The organism is Brevibacillus ginsengisoli (genome assembly GCF_050113715.1).
Classification (GTDB): domain Bacteria; phylum Bacillota; class Bacilli; order Brevibacillales; family Brevibacillaceae; genus Brevibacillus_H; species Brevibacillus_H ginsengisoli.
Window position 1 is genome coordinate 299,422 of sequence record NZ_JBNJQR010000001.1, and the last position, 19,973, is coordinate 319,394.

Genomic DNA, 19,973 nt, shown 5'->3' on the forward strand with positions numbered 1-19,973 from the left:
GTCACTTTTTTTTTTGAAATGAATAAAATTGCTTGATACATCAAGACTTGACCATCATGAACCAAAGGAACTTCCCGGAAGTGGAGAGAGAAAAGAATTGGCACAGTAGTTGCATTTTTATAAGTGAAATCAAAAAAGAAAAGGAAGTGGCAAAATGCTATCAATGATTAGTCGAACGGTTGGCCATACCTAAAAAAGACTTTAAGAAGTTAAGTTTCCGAACCATTCGCAAAATAGGAGAGGAGTTTCATCATGGCGCTGAAAACAAAAAAAGGTTTAGAACCAAACGAATATGCCAAACTTGCTGATCATTTCGTGCCCGATGCCCAAAAAGAGCTTTCAAAAAGCAAATATGATACCAAATTAGGTTTAAATATGGCTAATGATGCAAGGAAGGTCGTAAATGGAACCTTAAAAATAGAAGCTTTTCATCAGCTTTATTCAGCTTCGTTATTGAAGGAATTTGGTGCTCAATATGCCAGCAGCGACACCCATACAAGAACGACGAAAAAGAAAGGGACTGGCCCTAAATGGGGCATGGTCATTGATTTAAGAAAATGTGTTGGATGTGATACATGTACCGTTTCCTGTAAATCGGAAAATAGAACACCGCCGGGAATGTCCTACAATGTTGTTCTTGAAACCCTTGTAGGTGATTATCCTAACATCTCGCTAGTGAATCTGCCAAGGCCGTGTATGCAATGTGATAAACCACCATGTGTACAGGTTTGCCCAACGAGAGCAACTTATAAGCTTGATGATGGTATTGTGACGATTGATAATGATCGATGCATTGGCTGCCGCTACTGTATGGTTGCCTGTCCATATGGAGCAAGGTCCTATGATTTTGGTGATGGTTATGAGCAGGAAATGATGGGCTATAACGATGTGACCAGTCCGGAATATGGGGTGGAGCGCGGGGAAAGGAAAAAAGGAAAGATCCCGCAAGAAACCGTACGTAAATGTAGTTTTTGCTATCATCGCCTACAGCGCGGGGAAGAGCCAGCGTGTGTGGAAACATGTATTGGCGACGCGCGTTATTTTGGCGATTTGAACGATCCGAATAGTATCGTTTCCAAGCTTGCCTCTAGCCCGAGAGCGTTTCGTCTGAAGGAAGAATTAGGTACACAGCCACGAGTGATTTATCTGAAATAAATCTCAGTCACTTGCAGCAGTTTTTAAAATGGGAGTGATAAACATGATAACAGAAGCAAGTTTAGGTAAAAACATGCCAGATTCAAAGCAATTAAAGCGTATCAGAAAGATTGAAAAAATCTGGTGGACATGTTTACTCGTCGTTTTCGGGGTAGGTTTATACTCCATAATTAGCGGATATTTTTTACGAGGAATGTCTTCCACGTATTTATCGAACATCGTCCCGTGGGGAGGATGGGTTGCGTTTTATATTTATTTTATTGGAATGAGTGCGGGTTCTTTTTTACTCTCCACGATGATTTATGGATTTGGCATGGATAAGTACGAGAAAATCGGGCGATCAGCGCTATTATCAGCCATTGTCTGTATGATTACAGCGATTACCTTTATTTTCTTAGATATTGGCCGACCTGACCATATTATGAATTCCGTTATCTATTGGAACGTCATGAGTACAATGTCATGGGAAATTCATTTTTATATTGTTTATATCGTGTTATTAGTGACAGAACTGTATTTTTCAATGCGAGAAGATCTGATTACTTTAGCAAAAAATAATGACTTGAAAGGCAAAGTGTATCGGTTCCTTACTTTTAACAAGCAAGAATACACAGCAGTCGATCAAGATAGCGACAAAAAACGGTTGAAGGTAATGGGAATTATCGGAATTCCTCTCGCCGTATTTGGGGTGCATGGGGGAACAGGGTCGATCTTCGCAGTGGTAAAAGCTCAACCTTATCTAAATTCTGGTTTATTTCCACTCATTTTTATTCTTTCTGCGCTAGTATCGGGTACCGCGTTATCGATTGCGATTTATGTCATCAAGTCTAAAGTACAAAAACTAGAAGTAGATGTTCCAATGGTTCGTTCGCTTGGCAGCATGCTAGCCTTATTTTTAGGAATTGAATTTATTATGGTTTGGTATGAATTTCTCATTGGAATTTATGGATTGGGACATGAAGAACTTGGAACGATCCAATTATTAACGGGAAGCAAATGGTGGTGGAGCTTCTGGATTTTTCAAATGGGACTAGCCATGTTTTTCCCACTCATCATTTTATTTATGAAAAAGACAAGGCTATCCGTCAATTGGATCTTAGCAGCATCGATTATGACGATTATCGGTGTTGTAGGGGTCAGGTTTAATATGGTTGTCCCAACCTTGATCATGCCTAAATTGGATGGGATGCCAGTTGGAAACTATTATCCAAACTTGTCGGAGTGGCTGACAACATTTGGACTTATGGCGATGTGTCTGATCATCTATACAATTGGTGAAAAATTGTTCCCGATAGAGCAACTAGACTCTCATGAAAGTGGAGTGAGTAAATATGAGTAAGGATAAAATGAATCGCAGAGGGTTTCTAAAAGCACTCGGTACATTCGGTGTGGCTGCGCTTGTTAGTCCTGCGTTTATTGGTCCAGTAAAGCAGGTGTTTAATGGGGTATGGACCGATGAAATTCATGGGGTTGGTACAGATTACCAAGATTATTCAGCGGATGATATTATCTTCACTTCCTGTCAACAGTGTAATGCCAGTTGTACCATAAAAGCTTATGTTGTTGCGGGAAATGTGAATAGCCCGTATTCATCTATCGTTCGAAAAATTGCCGGAAACCAATACAGCCCGATTGGCATGGTACCGTTTGGACATATCCAATATAATACCCCAATCACAGATGCGATTAAAGGAACCGGTGATTTGGCAAGAACAGGACACACCTTCCGAGGCGCAAAAACTTGTCTGAAAGGGCAGGCCGGGATTCAAACTGCCTATGATACCTATCGGATCCAAAAGCCTTTAAAACGAGTAGGCGAACGGGGAAGCGGCGTTTGGAAATCAATCACCTGGGAAGAAGCCTATAAAGAAATCCTCGAAGGAAGTAAAGATCTTGGCACCCCGGGATTAAAGGAAATGTGGGCCTATGCACCGGAAGATCAAGTGAAGGCTGATCGGGAAAAAGTAAAGAAACAAGAAATGACAAAAGCAGAGTTCGCTTCAAAATATAAAGAACTCCTTATTGATACGAATCACCCTGATTTTGGACCAAAATCAAACCAGATTGTCGTTATGGCTGGACATCGTCGAGAATTTATTGAGAGATTGGCCAATGGAAGTATTGGAACAATAAACTATTATGATCATGGCGGTTATTGCGGAATTCAAAGTGTGGTGGGAAATGTCCGCTCACATGATACGACCAAGCAAAAGAAAAGGATGATCCCCGATTATGAGAATGCTGAATTCGTTATTATCTGGGGAACGAACCCATTAACCGCTAACCGCGGTCCGACAACCTTTGCTCCGCAAATAACAAATGCCATCGACCGTGGTATGAAAATGGTTGTGATTGACCCGCGCTTTAGTAAAACAGCGGAGAAAGCGCATATGTGGGTTCCGGTTAAACCGGGTGGAGATGGTGCACTGGCACTTGCCATGTGCCGATGGATTATTGAAAATCATCGCTATGATGAACAATTCTTGCGAAATCCCAACGGCAAAGAAGCGGAGCTGGATGATGAACCAACTTGGAGCGATGCCACCTATCTCGTAAATATTAGTGATAAGAAACGGCCATTCTTGCGGGCTAAAGATCTAGGTCTGGGTGAAGAAGAATTTATTGTATTAGAAAATGGAAAGCCTGTCTTGAACACCAAAGCTAGTCAAGGCGATCTTGAGGTTGATACCACCATTAATGGAATCAAAGTAAAATCTGTTTTTCGTATTTTTAAAGAAAAAGTATTCGAAAAATCACTGAAAGAATATTCTAGCCAATGTCAGGTTCCAATTGAACAAATTAGTGCAATCGCTAAAGAATTCACTTCACATGGAAAAAAAGTCGGGATTCATTCCTATCGCGGTCCAGCCATGCATGCGAATGGTTATTACAGCGTTCGTGCTATCAACATGTTAAACCATTTAGTCGGAAACCATGACTGGAAGGGCGGGGATACCTCAACGGGTGCGAAGTTTAAGGCAACAGAAGGGCGCTATGACTTGGATACTGTACCAAAGGCTAATAAGGCATGGGGGATTCCACTTACAAGGCATAAAGTCCCATATGAAAAGACTTCCCTTTTTGCCCGGGACGGCTATCCTGCCAAGCGTCCATGGTATCCACTTGGGAATCAATTAATTCATGATGTACTCCCAAGCGCAGCAGAAGGATATCCTTATAAAATTCGTGCCATGATCATAAACCGTACGTCACCGATTATGTCAGGCCCGCGATCGGATATGCAGCAAAAATTCATTCGCGACCCAAAAGTAGTCGAGCTCGTCGTATCATCGGATATCGCGATTGGTGAAACTTCAAAGCACGCAGATTTTATTTTACCTGATCTATCCTATCTGGAAAGTTGGAATTCAGAAGAAATCTTCCCGATCTTAAAACATAAATTTGCCGGTCTAATTCAGCCAGTAACCCGTATTGTTCCTGATGCCCGACCGACCGAGCAGGTTTATATCGATTTACTGAAAGGAATGGGGCTGCCGGGAGTCGGGGATCATGCATTTGTCGATGGTTCAAGTCTTCATTGTCCAGAGGATTTTTATCTGAAGCGCGTGGCCAATATCGCTTTTGATGGCAAAAAACCGGTGAAGGATGCAAATGCAGAAGAACTGGCTATTTTTGAGAGGGCGAGAAAGAAAGCGTTAGGTAAGTATTTTGATCTCAATGTTTTAAAAAATGCTGTGAAACCTGAGGAATGGAAAAAAGTCGTTTATGTCCTCAACCGAGGTGGAAGATATGAGCCTCTGGGAGATGAATATGTTGGCAACCATATTAAATATCAATTTAAAAATCTAGTTCATTTTTATGATGAAAAGGCAGCAGGTTTTAAGAGCGCCTACACCGGCAAGTTCTTCGAAGGAGTTCCAATTGCTGATGAAATCAGACTCTATAACGGCGAGGTTTATAATCCTTCCAAACAGTTTCAATTTATTAATTGGAAATCGAGGAATGTGGCAACTCATCGCACAGAAAGCAATGCATGGCTAAGAGAGATTCGTCTGGAAAATTATTTATGGATAAACCCGGTCGATGCACAAAAGAAAGGCATTAAAACGGGTGATACCGTCATGATTACATCAACAAGTGCACAAGTAAAAGGAATTGCCCTTGTGACGCCGGGAATTAAGCCTGGGGTGCTTGGTGCGAACTACAACTTTGGCCATTTCGCAAATGGGGCGGAAGACGTAAATATTGATGGATATATCGTGAAGAAGACTGAAAAATACGGGCATCTTCCGTTTGACACAAATGTTCCGCTCCATGAGGAAAGCGGCTATGCCAAGGAACGGGGAAGAGGGTTCTCAGTCAATGCTTTAGCGGATAAAGACCCAAGCTATTTTGAAGGCTTTCTCGCAGATTTGATTATCGGTGGTCCTGCCCAACAAAATACCTATGTTGACGTGAAGAAAGTGTAGTCCAAGGGAGGAAATGCAAGTGCAGGCATTAGAGGAAGTTCAAGGCAGCTTGGCACTGACCAATATTTTGTCGGCTATTTGGCTCGGCGATTGGGAACGTTATGAAACGATATTTAAAGAAATGCCTGAAGCATTACAAAGTGAGTTTCCTTTTCATCCATTTTACAATCGGAAAGAAGTAGAAATCTGGTATGACAATCACTTTTGCATCCCTGGAGCTTTTTTCATTCCCCCGTATATTTCCTCGTATAGCAGCCAAAATGGGGCGGCGGTGGAGGAAAGCAAGAAAAACTTACTTTGTTTAATCGGACACTATGAAAAAATGGGATTTTATTACCCGTTAGAGACTAATCGCTATCCAGATCATGTTGGATGTTTGCTGGCGTTTATCAGTTCTTTATTACAGGAAGAAATTAAAGCGGCTCAAAGTTTAGATAAAGAATTATCAAAGGAGTTAGGCGCTTTAAAAAGAGAACTATTAGGGGGAATTCTTTATCCAATTCTTGCGCCAATGCAAAAATATGCAGAGAATCGGGTGAAACATCCATTTATTAAAGAATTTCTGAATTACTTTTGTCACAACAAAGAATTATTATCATTGGTTTAATGAGTGGTTGGTCATAGTCCAGTCAAGTGGATAGTAAGATAAGAAAAGTTCTTAAGCGGCGATCAATTCCCGATAATTACTGGGGAGAGATCGCCTAATTTTCAACTATGCTTCTTCTATAATGCTAACCTACCGAATCAAAAGTGGGTTACTAACTGACACAAAGAAAATTAAACAAGCTGACGCCGATTAAGTACCGGCGCCAGCTTGCTGCTTAGCTCTTTTTTTTGTGTCCACTAAATGGGGTCTTGACCAGATTGGTGCTGGAATTATCTGTTTTAAACCTTCTACACCTTAAATTTCGCAACTTCTTCCTGCAGTTTTTCTGCCATTTCGGATAGCGCTTCAGCAGAAGCCGCAATCTCCTCCATGGAGGCCAGTTGTTCCTCGGAAGAAGATGAAACCTCCTCTGTAGCAGCTGATGCCGTTTCCGTAGCCTCTACAACAACGTTGATCGAATTTACTACCTGTTCAGCCCCGGCAGACATCTCAATAGACTCAGAAGACACTTCATTGATTTGGTCAGCAACCACGGCGATCGCACCTTGAATGCCTTCGAATGATATCCCTGCTGCCGACACCATTTCAATTCCTTCTTCCATTTCCTTCGTCGCTGAATTCATCGTCTGGACAGCAGAGTTCATTTCACTCTGAATGACTGTTACCAATTCGGCAATCTGATGAGTGGACGAACTCGATTGTTCAGATAGCTTGCGGATTTCATCGGCAACAACGGCAAAGCCACGTCCGTTTTCACCAGCGCGAGCAGCCTCGATAGCCGCATTTAAAGCAAGGAGGTTGGTTTGAGAAGAAATGGCCGAAATGATTTCAACGAATTGCCCAATCTGTTCAGAACGCTCTCCTAAGCCCTTAACTACTGTTGCCAATCCGTTAAACGTCTCGTTAAGCCCGTTCATTTGTTGCACCGCACGCTGAATTGCCATATTCCCCTCGGACGCCGACTGCGATGCCTGAGCGGCCATCGATGTGGCTTGCTGAGCGCTAGACGCAATTTGCTGTGCGCTGACGGACATCTCGTTTATGGCTTTGGCTCCCTGATCGACACTGTGGACTTGCTTTTCAGCACTCACGGCCATCTCTTGGACGGAAAAAGATATTTGCTCAGTAGCTTTGCTAGTCTGTTCCGCACTGGCAGTCAGTTCTTCAGCTGAGGCAGCTACCTGTTCCGCGCTGAGTGTAACGTGTTGAATCAGACCGCGCAGATTAGAAGACATGGTTTGAAAATTGGCTGCCAGATCTCCGATTTCATCCTTTGATGATACATCAATATTCTCGATGGTCAGGTCACCATTCGCAATCTGTCGAGATACATCGGAAATATAAGAGATCGGCTTAGAGATTCTCGTTGCCACATAAAAAATGAGAAGGGCTGATACTATCATGGAAATCACAACAATGCCAAATAAACTGATTGTCTCTTGCCAAGCCTTCGCATTTGTCTGGGATACATTGAAGTCAACGCCAAATAGCGCAATGACGTTTCCATTTTCGTCTTCCACTGGGAAAAATCCGCTCTTCCACTGACCGAATTGATCCGTAATAATGTCTGTCGTCTGAATGCGTTTTTCCTGAATCGCCCGCTTGGCTGGATCTGAAAACACAATGCCGTTCTTGTACTCGGAACCAAACGTAAAATTGCCAACCAATAATGAACTGCTCATCGTGTCAAAATAAAATTTGTCGTCTTTGTAGGTAAAGAGATACAGGTTTGCTATGCCAGAATTGGACTCTCGGATGATAGTATCCAAGCTTTTGTTCATTTCGATAACGTCTGGATTGGATTTGTCTGGTTTTTCCAGCACAGATTTTACTTTTTGCATATCCAAACTATTCCCGAGCATATAGCTGCTGGATCTCAGTTGATTTTCCATACTTGATAAATTACTAGCCTTTATTTTTTCATACGTAACAAACATGGTAGCCGAACCGAAAAGCAACAAAATCACAAGATTGATCAAAACTAATTTCAAGCGAATAGATAGCCTCATTTGATTTCCCTCTCTGTTCAATAGACTTGTGAAACATAAAAAAAGCCTTTCCGACAAGAACCAATTTCGTTCTTGTTAGACAGTGGCTGAAAAGAAGGGTGTCAATCTCTGGATAGTTTTAACATAAGGTGCATTATACCTGTTTGTGGAATGTATAAAAATGGTCCTAAAGACCTGATTTTAGACAAGTTTGTCTAAATGTAAAACTTCTTGTCTAATTCGTATTGCCCTAATGATGTAGGAAACATTACATGATTCATGAGGTTGTTAACAAAAAAAGCAAGCGGCCTTAAGTACAAGGCGCTTGCTCTTTTTTGCTATCCGATCATGATTTTTCCTTTTGGATAACGGAAGTATTCTTTTTCTTTGCGCTGTGCCAGTGCGAAGGCGATGGTAAGCGGTCCAACCCTTCCGGCGAACATCGTCATGGTGATGAGTAATCGGCCAATTGGCGTCAGATGCGGCGTAAGGCCCATCGACAGGCCAACTGTACCAAAAGCAGAGGTTGATTCAAACAAAATCATCAGGAAGTTATCCGTGTGCTCCGTAAAGGTAAGAATCATCGTGACTGCTGTAACCAGAAACAAACCGCTGATGGTAACGGTAAGCGATTTATAAATCATGCTCGGGTCAATCCGTTGGCGGAAGAAGATAACGTCTTCCTTGCCTTTAATCTGTGCCCAAACTGCTCCTAACAAGGTGGCAAAAGTGGTTGTTTTGATACCGCCACCAGTCGAACCAGGGGATGCCCCGATAAACATGAGAAAAATAATCAAGAACAGCGAAGACTGACGCATATCCGAGATACTTAGTGTGTTGGATCCAGCGGTGCGAGCGGTGACCGATTGATAGAACGAGCCAAGAACCTTACCCGTCATGGATAATGGTTGAATTGTCTTGGGATTCTGGTACTCAATCAGGAAAATTAATACCGTACCCACGAGAAGCAATAAACCGGTCGTGGCGAGAACCACTTTGGTATGTAAGGACAATCTGCGTTGATAACGACGGAATTCATACAGTTCGGCTACGACGATAAATCCGATCCCGCCTAGAATAATTAGGGAGCAGATAACAAGATTCACCAACGGATCCTCCACGTAGCCTGTTAAACTGCGAAAACCACCCATCAAATCAAAGCCAGCATTGTTAAAGTTAGAGATACTATGAAAAAAACCGTAATAGAATGCTCTTCCGATCGGCATATCATAGGAAAAACGAAGGGAAAGAAGAATTCCGCCAATCACTTCTGTAATAACCGTAAAAATCAATAAGGTCCGTGCCAGACGTACAATTCCTTCGATAGAGACTTGATTCAATGATTCTTGAAGAAGGAGTCGTTCACGTAGGGAAATTCTTTTGCGCATGATTAAAGCAAAGAGCGTCGCAAAAGTCATGAAGCCCAATCCGCCAATCTGGATGAGGGACAAAAGCACAATTTGTCCAAACAGACTAAAGGTGGTGCCGGTATCCACAACGACAAGCCCCGTTACACAAGTAGCCGAAGTGGCGGTAAAGATCGCATCGATCCAAGGTAGCGGTACACCACTCCGTGTAGCTAAAGGCAAATGTAGAAGGGCAGCCCCGATAAAAATTATGAGGGCAAATCCGATGACCAGCATTTTGGGAGGATCATGCCGGATATCGCGAATAAAATGAAGTGACATTCGTTATCAACGTCCTCTATTGTGTACGTAATTTCTCCAGAATAGGAGGCATCCACCCAGTAGTATAACGCCTAATAGAATTCTTACCAAGTAGTCTTTAATAATTTCTACAAAAGTATTCCAGTTTTCTCCCAAAACATAACCAACACTGATCCAGAATGTACAGAATAACAAAAAACCCGCAAAACTATAAAGAAGAAATGCGGGCCAGCTTAGATTCCCCAGCCCGGCTACATAGGAAGAGAGTGTTCGTACACCAGGAAGCATCCTTCCCAGCAACAGAACCAACGCCCCGTAGCGCTTGGAGAAGTTGGTGGTGATTTGAATGGAGCGCTCCGAGATGAAGAGAAACTTGCCGTACTTGTAGAGAAGGGGTAACCCGTATATTTTGCCAAACAGATAGGCAATGATGGAACCGACGCCGCTTCCCAATGTTGCAAAAAAAATGACATGTGTTAGTGTAAAACGATGGTCGCTGGCGAGAAAGCCGTAAAAAGCCAAAACACCGTCACCGGGAAATGGAAGCCCTGCCCCTTCGATGACAAGTGTCAAAAAAACGCCCAGATACCCTAATTGGCTGGTGGTCAGCACGATTGTGTCCCAAATATTCGTGATCACAGAAAATCACCTCAAGGAAGTATATGGGACAGGTCGCTGATTTAGCCCTTTACGTTTTTGCAGGTGAAATGTGAAAAAAGGACGTGCCATAATCTCCTCCATTGACAGTTCACATAGGATCATGATAGCGGATGTAGTAAAATGAAAAGAGTGATCAAGGAAGAATTAGGGAGGAAAAGAGATGAGTACACAAGAACATAAAGCGGAAGCGCCACGAGCTGTAGGCTTGATGGTGATTACTGTTTCAGATACAAGAAACGAGGAAACGGACAAGAGCGGACAACTCATGAAATCTCTTTTGACAGAGGCTGGGCATGAAGTAGCATTGTATCGTATTGTGAAGGACGAGCCGTCAGAGATTTGTGCTGCTATAGAAGAAGGTGTTGCGACTACAGGGGTAGACGTCATCCTCATTAACGGTGGGACAGGCATTGCCAAGAGGGATACGACCTACGAGGCCGTGAGTGGCTTGTTGGAGAAGGAGATGCCAGGGTTTGGAGAGATTTTTCGATTCCTGAGCTATACCGAAGACATAGGATCGGCAGCCATTCTGAGTCGAGCCATTGCCGGAACCTATAAGGACAAAGCGATTTTCTCCACACCTGGTTCCACGGGTGCCGTACGGCTTGCGATGACCAAGTTAATTCTGCCTGAAATTGGGCATGTTGTAAGGGAACTAAGAAAGTAGGTGGATTTGTGAAGATTGTTTTATCTACATTAAATGCGAAATTCATTCATTCCTCTCTGGCTCTTCGTTATCTGAGAAGCTATGCGGAACCGACCTTTCCGGATATCGAGCTGGTTGAATATACGATTAATGACGTGCTGTTGAATATTGTGGGAGATTTGCACAAGCGTAAGCCGGATCTCATCGCTTTCTCCTGTTATATCTGGAACATTACGGAGACACTCGCTGTTGTCCGCAATCTGAAAAAAGTGCTGCCCAACGTGCCGATTATTCTGGGCGGGCCTGAGGTTTCCTACGACACAGATATGTGGCTAAAAGAGCATCCCTATGTGGACGCCATCGTAATTGGGGAGGGTGAGGTAACCTTCCTTGAGCTTTGTCAGGCATACGAGGTGGCGCATCAAACAGGAGAGCCTGTTAAGCTGTCCGATGTTGCGGGGATTGCCTACAGCGAAGGAGACCGGGTTCGGTTTACTTTTCCACGGAAGCAGTTGGAGGATCTCAATACCATACCTTCGCCGTTTGAAAACCATTTGGATGAACTGAAGAACCGCGTGGTCTATTTCGAAGCCTCCAGAGGCTGTCCGTTCAGCTGCCAATATTGTCTCTCCTCCATTGAGAGCGGCGTAAGGTACTTCGATGTGGAACGGACCAAGCGCGATTTGAAGCGATTGATTGATTACGGGATCAAGACAGTGAAATTCGTGGACCGTACCTTTAACATTCATAAGAGATATGCCATGGATGTGTTTCAGTTCTTGATTGATAATCACAATGGTACAGTTTTCCAATTCGAGATTACGGCAGATATTTTGAAGCCGGACGTGGTGGACTTCTTAGCGGAGAATGCTCCACCGGGAACTTTTCGTTTTGAGATCGGTGTTCAATCTACCAATGATGAAACCAATCGTCTGGTTCAACGCAGGCAGGACTTTGAGAAGCTCAGCTATACGGTAAGAAAAATCAAAGATTCCGGAAAAATTGACCAGCACCTTGATTTAATTGCGGGACTTCCCGAAGAAGATTATCATTCGTTCCGACAAACGTTTAATGATGTATTTGCCCTTCGTCCGGAAGAGCTTCAGCTAGGCTTCCTGAAAATGCTTCGTGGTACTGGTGTTAGAGCGCGAGCGGCCAACCACGGCTATACTTTTATGGATGAACCGCCTTACGAAATCCTTGGGAATAACGTCCTTCCATTCTCTGACATCCAGCGGATCAAACGAACCGAGGATATTCTTGAGAAATTCTGGAATTCCCATCGGATGGATCATACGATGGAATGGGTGATTTCGCGTCTTTTTGAGACACCGTTCGACTTCTTCCAGGCATTCGGAGACTACTGGGAAGAGAGAGGCTGGAATCGTATCGGTCACCAATTGGAGGATCTGTTTACCCGGTTAAAAAATTTCCTAGGAAATCAACAAATCGACGGCTTAGAGCATGTCATCAGCCTGATGAAGTTTGATTATCTGCAAAATCAAAAGCACCGCCCACGTAAAATCTGGTGGGAGGACAAGCTGGATAAAACACAAGCGCATCAGGTCTTTCTCCAATTGCAAGACCAGTTGAGCTCGCTGCGTGAAGACTTCGCCCGTCATGCCGCTGTCGAGAAGGAATATTACAAGCATACCATGATGACGGATGTATCCTTTGATCTTAAGCGTTATTACGAAACTGGCGAAGTGATCGAAGGGGAATACGCGCTCGTTGTCTATTACCCTTATCAGGAGGGGCAAGAGAATGCCTTCACGGTAGTGAAAAAAGAGATCGCGGAGCATCCGATTATCTAAGTGGATTGAATAAAATAAATGGAGTCAAACAGATAAGCAGGTGATCCTTCTTTTTAGAAAGATCACTTGCTTTTTTGGTATAATGGAAGCTAAATTATTTAATTGAAACTGTTTATCGTAAGGTATAAGTACTCTGAAGATTTTGAATGTTTTACATCTCGTGAAACCTTTTTCCGAATGCTTCCGTCTTATTTAGAGATTAGTTAACCGACCAGTTTATCGAAAAGAAAGTAACCGATAGAGGAGCGAGTGAAACACTTGGGTAAGAAGCTTAGTCGTCATAAACGAAATCGTAATACTTTGCTTGTTGTTGCATGGGTACTTGTTTTTTATGGTGTATACAGCGGAGGAACGACAATCTTTTGGGGTGGTCTTGCGCTAATCAACGCATATGCCTGCTATCTAATGGCGCATGACAAACATGCGGCCAGAGAGCATGCTTTTCGTATCCCGGAGAACAGCCTGCTTGTCACAGCCGGATTGGGAGGTTCGTTAGGCGCTGCCGTGGGAATGGTTTGCTTTCATCATAAGACCAAGCATCCGCGGTTTGTCGTGCTGATTCCTTTATTTTTGGCCGTTCACTTGTTTTTGTTGTGGTTTTTTAAGTGGTCTTAGGATTGGAGGCTAACCGTATGAAAAGCAGATGGATACGAATGATCATTTTGACCCTATTAGTATTCGTTACCTCTAACACCTTGGTTTTTGCAGAACAAACCAAACCCAACAGCCTGCCGCTGCCACAAGAAAAAGTCCAACAGAATACCTTTAATGGCGGAGTTTTTTGGAATAAGACGGTTCAGTTTGCTAATGGGGATCTGTATTGGATGAAACGATTTGAATTTCAAAAAAGCAATCCTCTCAACTACTCTTTCTCCTTCACGCTTCCAGGGAAGGATGGACATTTTCGCTATGTGGAGCCCATTGCCTTACCGAACGGAAATGTCGATCGCGTATGGAAACAGGTTCCGCTTACAGGCGAGCTGCCACGTACCTACGGGTTTATTGAGACCGATCAGAAACAAATGTTAATCAGTTTTCCGGACGTTTACAAACAATCTCTCCACAATACGTTGCAAGAGACAGCCCACCTGGCACATCCGATTTCGGTAAAAACGGTGCCGGGCGGTTATAAGTTCACCGTTGAATTCTCTCAGGAGGCAGGGACAATCGGGGAAATATGGGCGCTTCAATCATCCGAACATTTAGTGGAGTGGCAACATCAAGATTTGGAGAAAATTTGGTTGCTGCTGGACCTGCACGATGATCAGAAATGGTCATGGGACGGTTTTTATGTGTTAAGTCCATCCAATTATTATCCGACGGGACAGCGGTTGTTTTGGCGTATTCCTGAGAACTATATCGCCCGTTCGTTTGTCATGACGGGAGGCTCACGAGCCGCATATGACTTGGGATGGGTCATGCTCAAAACCATCCTGCCTGAGCAGAATCAATACGGGTTCTGGCCCAGTCTGCCGGAATCTCAATGGCTGAAGGAGGATTATGGGATTGAAGCGGGGTTTTATGATACGCGGTTCAATACGGATATGGGATCGATTCTGTTAAAGGCGACCCTCCTGTATCAAGACTCTAGTTTCCAGCAAGCCAATCAACGCTACGCCGAATTCCTTCTCATGCATAGTCAGAAACATCATACAGTCGTTGAAGGGAAACAAGAAGGGTGGTTAGTTGCGGATTATGCTAATTATGAGAAGCCACAGCATCTAGAAAGTCATACAAGTTTAAATCATCAATTACAGGAAATAAATTATCTGTATGAGATGTATTTCTCTACCAAAGACAAGCGTTTTCTGGATTTGGCAAACAAGATGTTATTGGGAATAAAAAATATCGGGGACCTCTGGTGTAAACCAAACGGTGATCTGCATTACGCTTACCTGCCAAGCGGGCAAATGGGATTGCCTGATTATCCGTACCTTACCTACAACGATTTATGGCAGACGCAACTTTACTTGATTCAACTAAATGGCTCCGTCGATTCCGATCTTCGTGAGTTAATGGAGAATAAGAGACGCTGGATGGACTCCAAGGGGATTACCGGCTATCGGAAGGAACTATTGGAATAATAAAGGTTGGCGCTTTCCGCTGTTGTATCGGAAAGTTCAATTACTTTACAGTGGTAAAGTAATTGAACTTATCCATTCGCGTAAGCCCACCAAGAAAAGATTTCGTCCACTTGAAGACTCCTTGGAAGTGATACCAAGCGACGTTTCAGCCCCCCGGTGAGAGGGGGAAGAACGGAGAAAGGGATAAGAGTCGCCACCCAACCCCTTTAGGGGCGCGAAGCGTTTGGCGACTCCCTTTCGTAGTGAAAGAGCGGACTTTCCTACTTCATTGTAAACTTCCACAGAACGACGTTTCAGTCCCCCGATGAGAGGGGAAAAGGGACGAAGTCTTTTCTCAATTTAGCAATTCATGGTTTTCTAAACAGCTTGAACTTAGTATGATTAAGAGTAGCGCATCTTGTAATTAAAGGGAGTGAAGCTCATGCAAGAGACTCTGTTAGAGATGTTTCGTGAATTGACAGAAGCACCGGGTGTTCCAGGAAATGAGAAGGAAGCCCGTAATGTAATGAAAAAGTACTTAGAACCACATGTGGATGAAGTTAGTTATGATGGTTTGGGCAGTTTGATTGGAACAAAGGTGGGAGATGCCAACGGTCCCAAAATCATGTTGGCTGGTCATCTGGATGAGGTTGGCTTTATGGTCACTCAAATCACCGAGGACGGCTTTCTGAAGTTTCAAACACTGGGTGGTTGGTGGTCTCAGGTCATGCTTGCCCAACGAGTACATATCCAGACTGCTCAAGGTCTGATTGAAGGGATTGTGGGTTCTGTTCCGCCACACTTGATGACGGCTGAGTCTCGCAAAAAAGTTGTTGAAATCAAGGACATGTTCATCGATATCGGCGCTTCCGGCAAGAAAGAAGCGGAAGAATTCGGAGTTCGACCTGGGGATGCGATCATCCCGATCTGTCCATTCTCTGTTATGAAAAATCCAAAGCTGATGGTAGCCAAAGCGTGGGACAATCGTTTGGGCTGCGCGGTTGCGATTGAAGTAGCGAAGCGTCTAAAAGAACGGAACCACCCGAATACGCTGTATGCGGTAGGAACCGTGCAAGAAGAAGTTGGCTCTCGTGGCGGACGGACGGTTGCCCAAAAGCTTCAACCAGACATTGGGATCGCTGTGGACGTGGGAATCGCCGGTGACACACCAGGAATCAATCGAAGCCAGGCCCTTTCCAAAATGGGTGCGGGTCCAGAGATTTGCCTGTACGATGCGACGATGATCGGGCACGTAGGCCTGCGTGAATTCATCATCTCGGTTGCGGAAGAAGAGAAAATCCCGTATCAGCTGAGCATTGTGCCAGGCGGCGGTACGGACGCTGGTCCGATGCATACCGTGGGAAGTGGAATCCCATCCGTTTGCTTGAGTGTCCCTACTCGCTATATTCACAGTCACGCTTCCATTCTGCATTACGATGATTTTGAGAATCTGGTGAAGCTGATTGTGGCGTTGATGGAACGTTTGGATCAGAAGCAAGTGGATGCGTTGAGAACGTATTTGTAAGAGGAAAGCAAGAGGGCACGAATAACATCCGTGCCTTCTTTTTTGTTTGATATGGTCTGAGCATTTGCCGTGTTTCCACTCGGCCCGGCTATCTTTTCCTAGTAATATTGGAATGTTCAATTGCTTTACAGATGTAAAGTTATTAAACATTCCTTCCATCTGCGCAAGCCAACTAAAGAATAGACTTCGTCCGCTCGTAGCTCATTTTAAGCGAAACTAAGCGTAGAGAACGAAGGAAGGAAAAGAGTCGGCATTCTTTACACCAGTGTGAGAAGCGTAGTGATTTTCTTGTCGACTCCCTTCCGTAGTGAACGGAGCGTACAGTTGATGCTACACGCGAGCTTAAACAGAGCATAGAGGGACGAGGTCTATTCTCACACTGGAGAACCAACATCCTTAGGAATATGCGATGCGATCGTGCTAACCATTTGCTGGCGGCTTGCTTCGTTGCTGTTTTGCCACAACACTTCGAATAATACTCCAAGACCTGGAAGGGTTTTTTCCTGCCCGCTGGTGATGGCGTCAGAAATCGTATCTTCAACGGCGTGTGCGTCGGAGCCCTGCATTTTGTACATAATCGCTTGTCGGAGGTTTAACATGTTAATATTCATGAGACGTCTCCTTTCGAATTGAAGCTGCATGCATTGAATATGTCTTAGTATTTGTCCTTTACGTTTCTGTAATACTTTTTGAGTAGAGGAAACAGTTATGTTATAATTTCCGTTGAATTCAAGAGGGGTGGAAAGATATGGCGAAACAATTCGCGGTAATTGGATTAGGCCGATTTGGATCCAGCGTGGCGCGTACTTTGTATGAGATGGGCCATGAGGTCATGGGAATTGATGAAAATGAGGATCGCATTAACGAAATTATTCAATATGTAACACACGCGGTTGTAGCGGATTCAACGGAAGAGAGTGCGCTTAGGGAGATCGGCATACGCAATTTTGATGTAGTGGTTGTAGCCATTGGCGCCGACATCCAAGCCAGTATCTTAACCGTCTTGATCCTGAAAGAAATGGGAGTCAAGAAGATTGTGGCCAAAGCGCAAAACGAACGCCATGGTCAAGTATTGATAAAAGTGGGAGCGGACCGTGTTATCTTCCCAGAACGCGACATGGCGATACGTGTAGCGCATAACCTGATTTCGTCCAACGTCCTCGATTTTATTGAGTTGGCGGAAGATTATAGTGTCGCTGAGGTCTTTGCATCAAAGCGGATGATTGGCAAAACACTTCGTCAAATTGACGTCCGAGCCAAATACGGCGTGAACGTCATCGCGATTAAAAGCAATGAGAAATTCAACATCGCACCAGGCCCGGATGAATTGATCAAGGAAAAAGATATTCTCGTGGTTATTGGACATAATATGGGCTTAAAAGAATTCGAAGATGAGGACTAAATAATGCTTTGGGAAACAATCACTTCTGTACAAAATCCGTTGATCAAACGACTGCATCAGCTTCATTCGAAAAAATCGCGTGATGAACAAGGTTCCTATCTCGTGGAGGGAATCCATCTTGTCGAAGAGGCGTGCAAATCTTCTCAAAAGGTGGAAACCCTACTGTTTGACGGTGAAGCAGGTCTCGATCGTCAGGTGACATCGCTTCTTGAACAATACAGCGCTTTGAACGGGCATGAGCCTCGGATGATTGCGACTTCTTCTGCAATCATCGAGAAATTGTCCGAGACGAAATCCCCCCAGGGAATTGTGGCTGAGCTAAAGAAACCATCACACGACTGGAACGCATGGTGGTCAGATGTGTCTCGTCAAGAATATCTGGTGGTCGTTCTGGACGAGATCCAAGATCCGGGCAATCTAGGGACAATCCTGCGTACCGCGGACGCCGCTGGTGCAGATGGAGTCATATTGTGCGGAGGCAATGTCGATCTATACAATGGCAAAGTAGTTCGTTCCACAATGGGTTCTTTGTTCCGAGTTCCTGTTTTCTCGGTGGAACGATCCAGTCTGATGGAGCAGGTGAAGAGATCCAACGGGAGATTGCTGGTCACCTCTCTTGGCGAATCCAGCAAAGCATACGATGAGCCCATTTATCAGGGACGGACTGCGATCGTCATCGGCAATGAAGGTCGAGGCGTATCTCCAGAAATTTTGCGTCAAGCAACCGAAACCGTACATATTCCGTTGTATGGACAGGCCGAATCGCTCAATGCTGCGGTCGCAACGGGGATTATGTTGTACGAAGCGAGAAGACAGCGGAAATGAAAAAAAGGCTTTCGTCATGAGTGGACGAGAGCCTTTTCGCTTTAGATGGTTCCGATTTCTACAGCTTCATGTTCCGTATTTTGCTGTTGCTTATACTCTTCACGAGACAGCTGCCATTGTTCACGGGCCATTTGAATCGTTCCTTGTTCAATGGTTCGATTCTTGGTGTCGACGCACTTGCCAAAGTAACGGACTGCCGTATCAAACTCGCCAATGCGGCGATTCAGCTCTCCAATCAAGTACAGAATGCGGGTTTCGGTCATTTCTTTTTCGCCTTTTACATAATCGCTGTGAATAAAGGATTCTTCGTACTCTTTCGCAGCAATGCGCATAAACCGCAATTCCTCGTCATGGCGTTCCTGAAAACGGTACAGCCAGGCCAGACGCAGGTATAGACCCGCTTTGACGCTATGGGCTTCCTGTTTCAACTCGGCCGTATAGATGGCAAGCTTGTAACAAGCGATGGCCTCGATCATGTTGCGGGGATGACCAAACTCTTTGGCGGTCCATTTATCGTGGATATTTTCTTTGATACGTTTACTCGTCAGTTGTGAGAATACCGGCAAGAATTGGTCAGTGAAGGCATACCCGCAAGACGGGCAAACTTGGACGGTATACAGGATAGGGTTGCTTAAGGTTTGTTTATAATATGTACAGAAATCACTGTCGCGCTTGACGGTGCTTTGCGAATTTCGACGAACTTTTTTACTAGTGAAGGTGGCATGGCAGAATTGGCACTCGCAGTTTTTATCATATAAGTAGTCTAAATGTATCATGTATGTATCAGCCTCCAGTCCTAGAATACCAGAAAATAGTCCAATTGTACGGAACAAATTTGCAACAATTTGCGGTTTGCGGTATAATTTTTGAATAGATCAATATTGCGTGAATGCGATGATAGAGACCAGTACATAAGCGCGTAAGCTTGCAGGGAGGAATTGCCACCGACTGAAAGCAATTCTAGCCGTACACTTATGGAATTCCCTCTTGAGCAGACCTCTGAAACCTTTTTTTAGGAATGAAGTAGGAGAGTGCCGGTTCATCCCGTTACAGATGATACAAGTGAGGCTAGACGTCTGTCTTTTGCCTAATCAGGGTGGTACCGCGAGAATAACTCGTCCCTTTGTGGACGGGTTTTTTTATTTGTCTTCATGAGAGTGAAGCTTACAGTTAACAGGTTTCCAATCTAAA

The 19,973-nt window shown here is 44.1% G+C and carries 16 protein-coding genes and 1 other annotated feature; of the genes, 11 read left to right on the plus strand and 5 right to left on the minus strand.

Annotated elements, in window-relative coordinates; genetic code table 11:
- Window positions 1-252 precede the first annotated feature (252 nt).
- From ACQCN2_RS01605 to ACQCN2_RS01620, 4 genes are read left to right on the plus strand one after another with little or no spacing between them, the layout of a single operon-like run.
- Entirely contained in the window at window positions 253-1,155 is a 903-nt protein-coding gene (locus ACQCN2_RS01605; protein ID WP_426927132.1) for a 4Fe-4S dicluster domain-containing protein, read from the plus strand.
- 43 nt (window positions 1,156-1,198) lie between these two features.
- On the plus strand, window positions 1,199-2,494 hold the full coding sequence (gene nrfD, locus ACQCN2_RS01610; protein WP_426927133.1) for an NrfD/PsrC family molybdoenzyme membrane anchor subunit: 1,296 nt from the start codon (window positions 1,199-1,201) through the stop codon (window positions 2,492-2,494).
- Window positions 2,487-5,585 (plus strand): molybdopterin-dependent oxidoreductase, encoded by a 3,099-nt coding sequence (locus ACQCN2_RS01615; RefSeq protein WP_426927134.1) that lies wholly within the window; start codon window positions 2,487-2,489, stop codon window positions 5,583-5,585. Before nrfD ends, ACQCN2_RS01615 begins: the two co-directional genes overlap by 8 nt.
- A gap of 19 nt (window positions 5,586-5,604) precedes the next feature.
- The gene (locus ACQCN2_RS01620) at window positions 5,605-6,192 is read left to right on the plus strand and encodes a molecular chaperone TorD family protein (protein ID WP_426927135.1); all 588 of its coding nucleotides are present in this window, start codon (window positions 5,605-5,607) and stop codon (window positions 6,190-6,192) included.
- A gap of 287 nt (window positions 6,193-6,479) precedes the next feature.
- Here ACQCN2_RS01620 and ACQCN2_RS01625 read toward each other — a convergent pair whose 3' ends face one another.
- From ACQCN2_RS01625 to ACQCN2_RS01635, 3 genes are all read right to left on the minus strand, one after another.
- On the minus strand, window positions 6,480-8,201 hold the full coding sequence (locus tag ACQCN2_RS01625) for a methyl-accepting chemotaxis protein (protein WP_426927136.1): 1,722 nt from the start codon (window positions 8,199-8,201) through the stop codon (window positions 6,480-6,482).
- 317 nt (window positions 8,202-8,518) lie between these two features.
- Window positions 8,519-9,868 carry a TrkH family potassium uptake protein gene (locus ACQCN2_RS01630; RefSeq protein ID WP_426927137.1) on the minus strand — a complete coding sequence of 450 codons (1,350 nt, stop codon included), beginning with the start codon at window positions 9,866-9,868 and terminating at the stop codon, window positions 8,519-8,521.
- A 6-nt stretch (window positions 9,869-9,874) separates the two neighbouring features.
- On the minus strand, window positions 9,875-10,486 hold the full coding sequence (locus ACQCN2_RS01635; RefSeq protein WP_426927138.1) for a DedA family protein: 612 nt from the start codon (window positions 10,484-10,486) through the stop codon (window positions 9,875-9,877).
- 181 nt (window positions 10,487-10,667) lie between these two features.
- Here ACQCN2_RS01635 and ACQCN2_RS01640 point away from each other — a divergent pair, with 181 nt between their 5' ends.
- From ACQCN2_RS01640 to ACQCN2_RS01660, 5 genes are all read left to right on the plus strand, one after another.
- On the plus strand, window positions 10,668-11,174 hold the full coding sequence (locus tag ACQCN2_RS01640) for a MogA/MoaB family molybdenum cofactor biosynthesis protein (protein WP_426927139.1): 507 nt from the start codon (window positions 10,668-10,670) through the stop codon (window positions 11,172-11,174).
- 8 nt (window positions 11,175-11,182) lie between these two features.
- Complete coding sequence (locus ACQCN2_RS01645; protein ID WP_426927140.1) at window positions 11,183-12,967, plus strand: B12-binding domain-containing radical SAM protein; 1,785 nt, start codon at window positions 11,183-11,185, stop codon at window positions 12,965-12,967.
- 258 nt (window positions 12,968-13,225) lie between these two features.
- Window positions 13,226-13,582 carry a DUF1294 domain-containing protein gene (locus ACQCN2_RS01650; protein ID WP_426927141.1) on the plus strand — a complete coding sequence of 119 codons (357 nt, stop codon included), beginning with the start codon at window positions 13,226-13,228 and terminating at the stop codon, window positions 13,580-13,582.
- Between the two features lie 17 nt (window positions 13,583-13,599).
- Window positions 13,600-15,051, plus strand: coding sequence for a hypothetical protein (locus ACQCN2_RS01655; protein ID WP_426927142.1), 1,452 nt, complete (start codon window positions 13,600-13,602; stop codon window positions 15,049-15,051).
- Between the two features lie 421 nt (window positions 15,052-15,472).
- Entirely contained in the window at window positions 15,473-16,555 is a 1,083-nt protein-coding gene (locus ACQCN2_RS01660; protein ID WP_426927143.1) for a M42 family metallopeptidase, read from the plus strand.
- A 374-nt stretch (window positions 16,556-16,929) separates the two neighbouring features.
- On the opposite strand, the gene sspI is transcribed toward ACQCN2_RS01660, so the two are convergent.
- A complete protein-coding gene (sspI, locus tag ACQCN2_RS01665) occupies window positions 16,930-17,166 on the minus strand; it encodes a small acid-soluble spore protein SspI (RefSeq protein WP_426927144.1) in 237 nt (78 codons plus the stop codon).
- A 137-nt stretch (window positions 17,167-17,303) separates the two neighbouring features.
- Here sspI and ACQCN2_RS01670 point away from each other — a divergent pair, with 137 nt between their 5' ends.
- Window positions 17,304-17,957, plus strand: a complete 654-nt coding sequence (locus ACQCN2_RS01670) for a potassium channel family protein (RefSeq protein WP_426927145.1) — start codon at window positions 17,304-17,306, stop codon at window positions 17,955-17,957.
- Between the two features lie 3 nt (window positions 17,958-17,960).
- Window positions 17,961-18,782, plus strand: a complete 822-nt coding sequence (locus tag ACQCN2_RS01675; RefSeq protein WP_426927146.1) for a TrmH family RNA methyltransferase — start codon at window positions 17,961-17,963, stop codon at window positions 18,780-18,782.
- Between the two features lie 41 nt (window positions 18,783-18,823).
- On the opposite strand, the gene ACQCN2_RS01680 is transcribed toward ACQCN2_RS01675, so the two are convergent.
- On the minus strand, window positions 18,824-19,558 hold the full coding sequence (locus ACQCN2_RS01680) for a DUF2225 domain-containing protein (RefSeq protein WP_426927147.1): 735 nt from the start codon (window positions 19,556-19,558) through the stop codon (window positions 18,824-18,826).
- 109 nt (window positions 19,559-19,667) lie between these two features.
- Window positions 19,668-19,908: a binding site (T-box leader), on the plus strand.
- Window positions 19,909-19,973 lie beyond the last annotated feature (65 nt).

What these genes read in the sequence shown, in the direction of transcription:
- ACQCN2_RS01605 (WP_426927132.1), top strand. Translation starts at nt 253, where the DNA reads ATGGCGCTGAAAACAAAAAAAGGTTTAGAACCAAACGAATATGCCAAA.
- nrfD (WP_426927133.1), top strand. Translation starts at nt 1,199, where the DNA reads ATGATAACAGAAGCAAGTTTAGGTAAAAACATGCCAGATTCAAAGCAA.
- ACQCN2_RS01615 (WP_426927134.1), top strand. Translation starts at nt 2,487, where the DNA reads ATGAGTAAGGATAAAATGAATCGCAGAGGGTTTCTAAAAGCACTCGGT.
- ACQCN2_RS01625 (WP_426927136.1), bottom strand. Translation starts at nt 8,201, where the DNA reads ATGAGGCTATCTATTCGCTTGAAATTAGTTTTGATCAATCTTGTGATT.
- ACQCN2_RS01630 (WP_426927137.1), bottom strand. Translation starts at nt 9,868, where the DNA reads ATGTCACTTCATTTTATTCGCGATATCCGGCATGATCCTCCCAAAATG.
- ACQCN2_RS01640 (WP_426927139.1), top strand. Translation starts at nt 10,668, where the DNA reads ATGAGTACACAAGAACATAAAGCGGAAGCGCCACGAGCTGTAGGCTTG.
- ACQCN2_RS01655 (WP_426927142.1), top strand. Translation starts at nt 13,600, where the DNA reads ATGAAAAGCAGATGGATACGAATGATCATTTTGACCCTATTAGTATTC.
- ACQCN2_RS01660 (WP_426927143.1), top strand. Translation starts at nt 15,473, where the DNA reads ATGCAAGAGACTCTGTTAGAGATGTTTCGTGAATTGACAGAAGCACCG.
- sspI (WP_426927144.1), bottom strand. Translation starts at nt 17,166, where the DNA reads ATGAATATTAACATGTTAAACCTCCGACAAGCGATTATGTACAAAATG.
- ACQCN2_RS01670 (WP_426927145.1), top strand. Translation starts at nt 17,304, where the DNA reads ATGGCGAAACAATTCGCGGTAATTGGATTAGGCCGATTTGGATCCAGC.
- ACQCN2_RS01675 (WP_426927146.1), top strand. Translation starts at nt 17,961, where the DNA reads ATGCTTTGGGAAACAATCACTTCTGTACAAAATCCGTTGATCAAACGA.
- ACQCN2_RS01680 (WP_426927147.1), bottom strand. Translation starts at nt 19,558, where the DNA reads ATGATACATTTAGACTACTTATATGATAAAAACTGCGAGTGCCAATTC.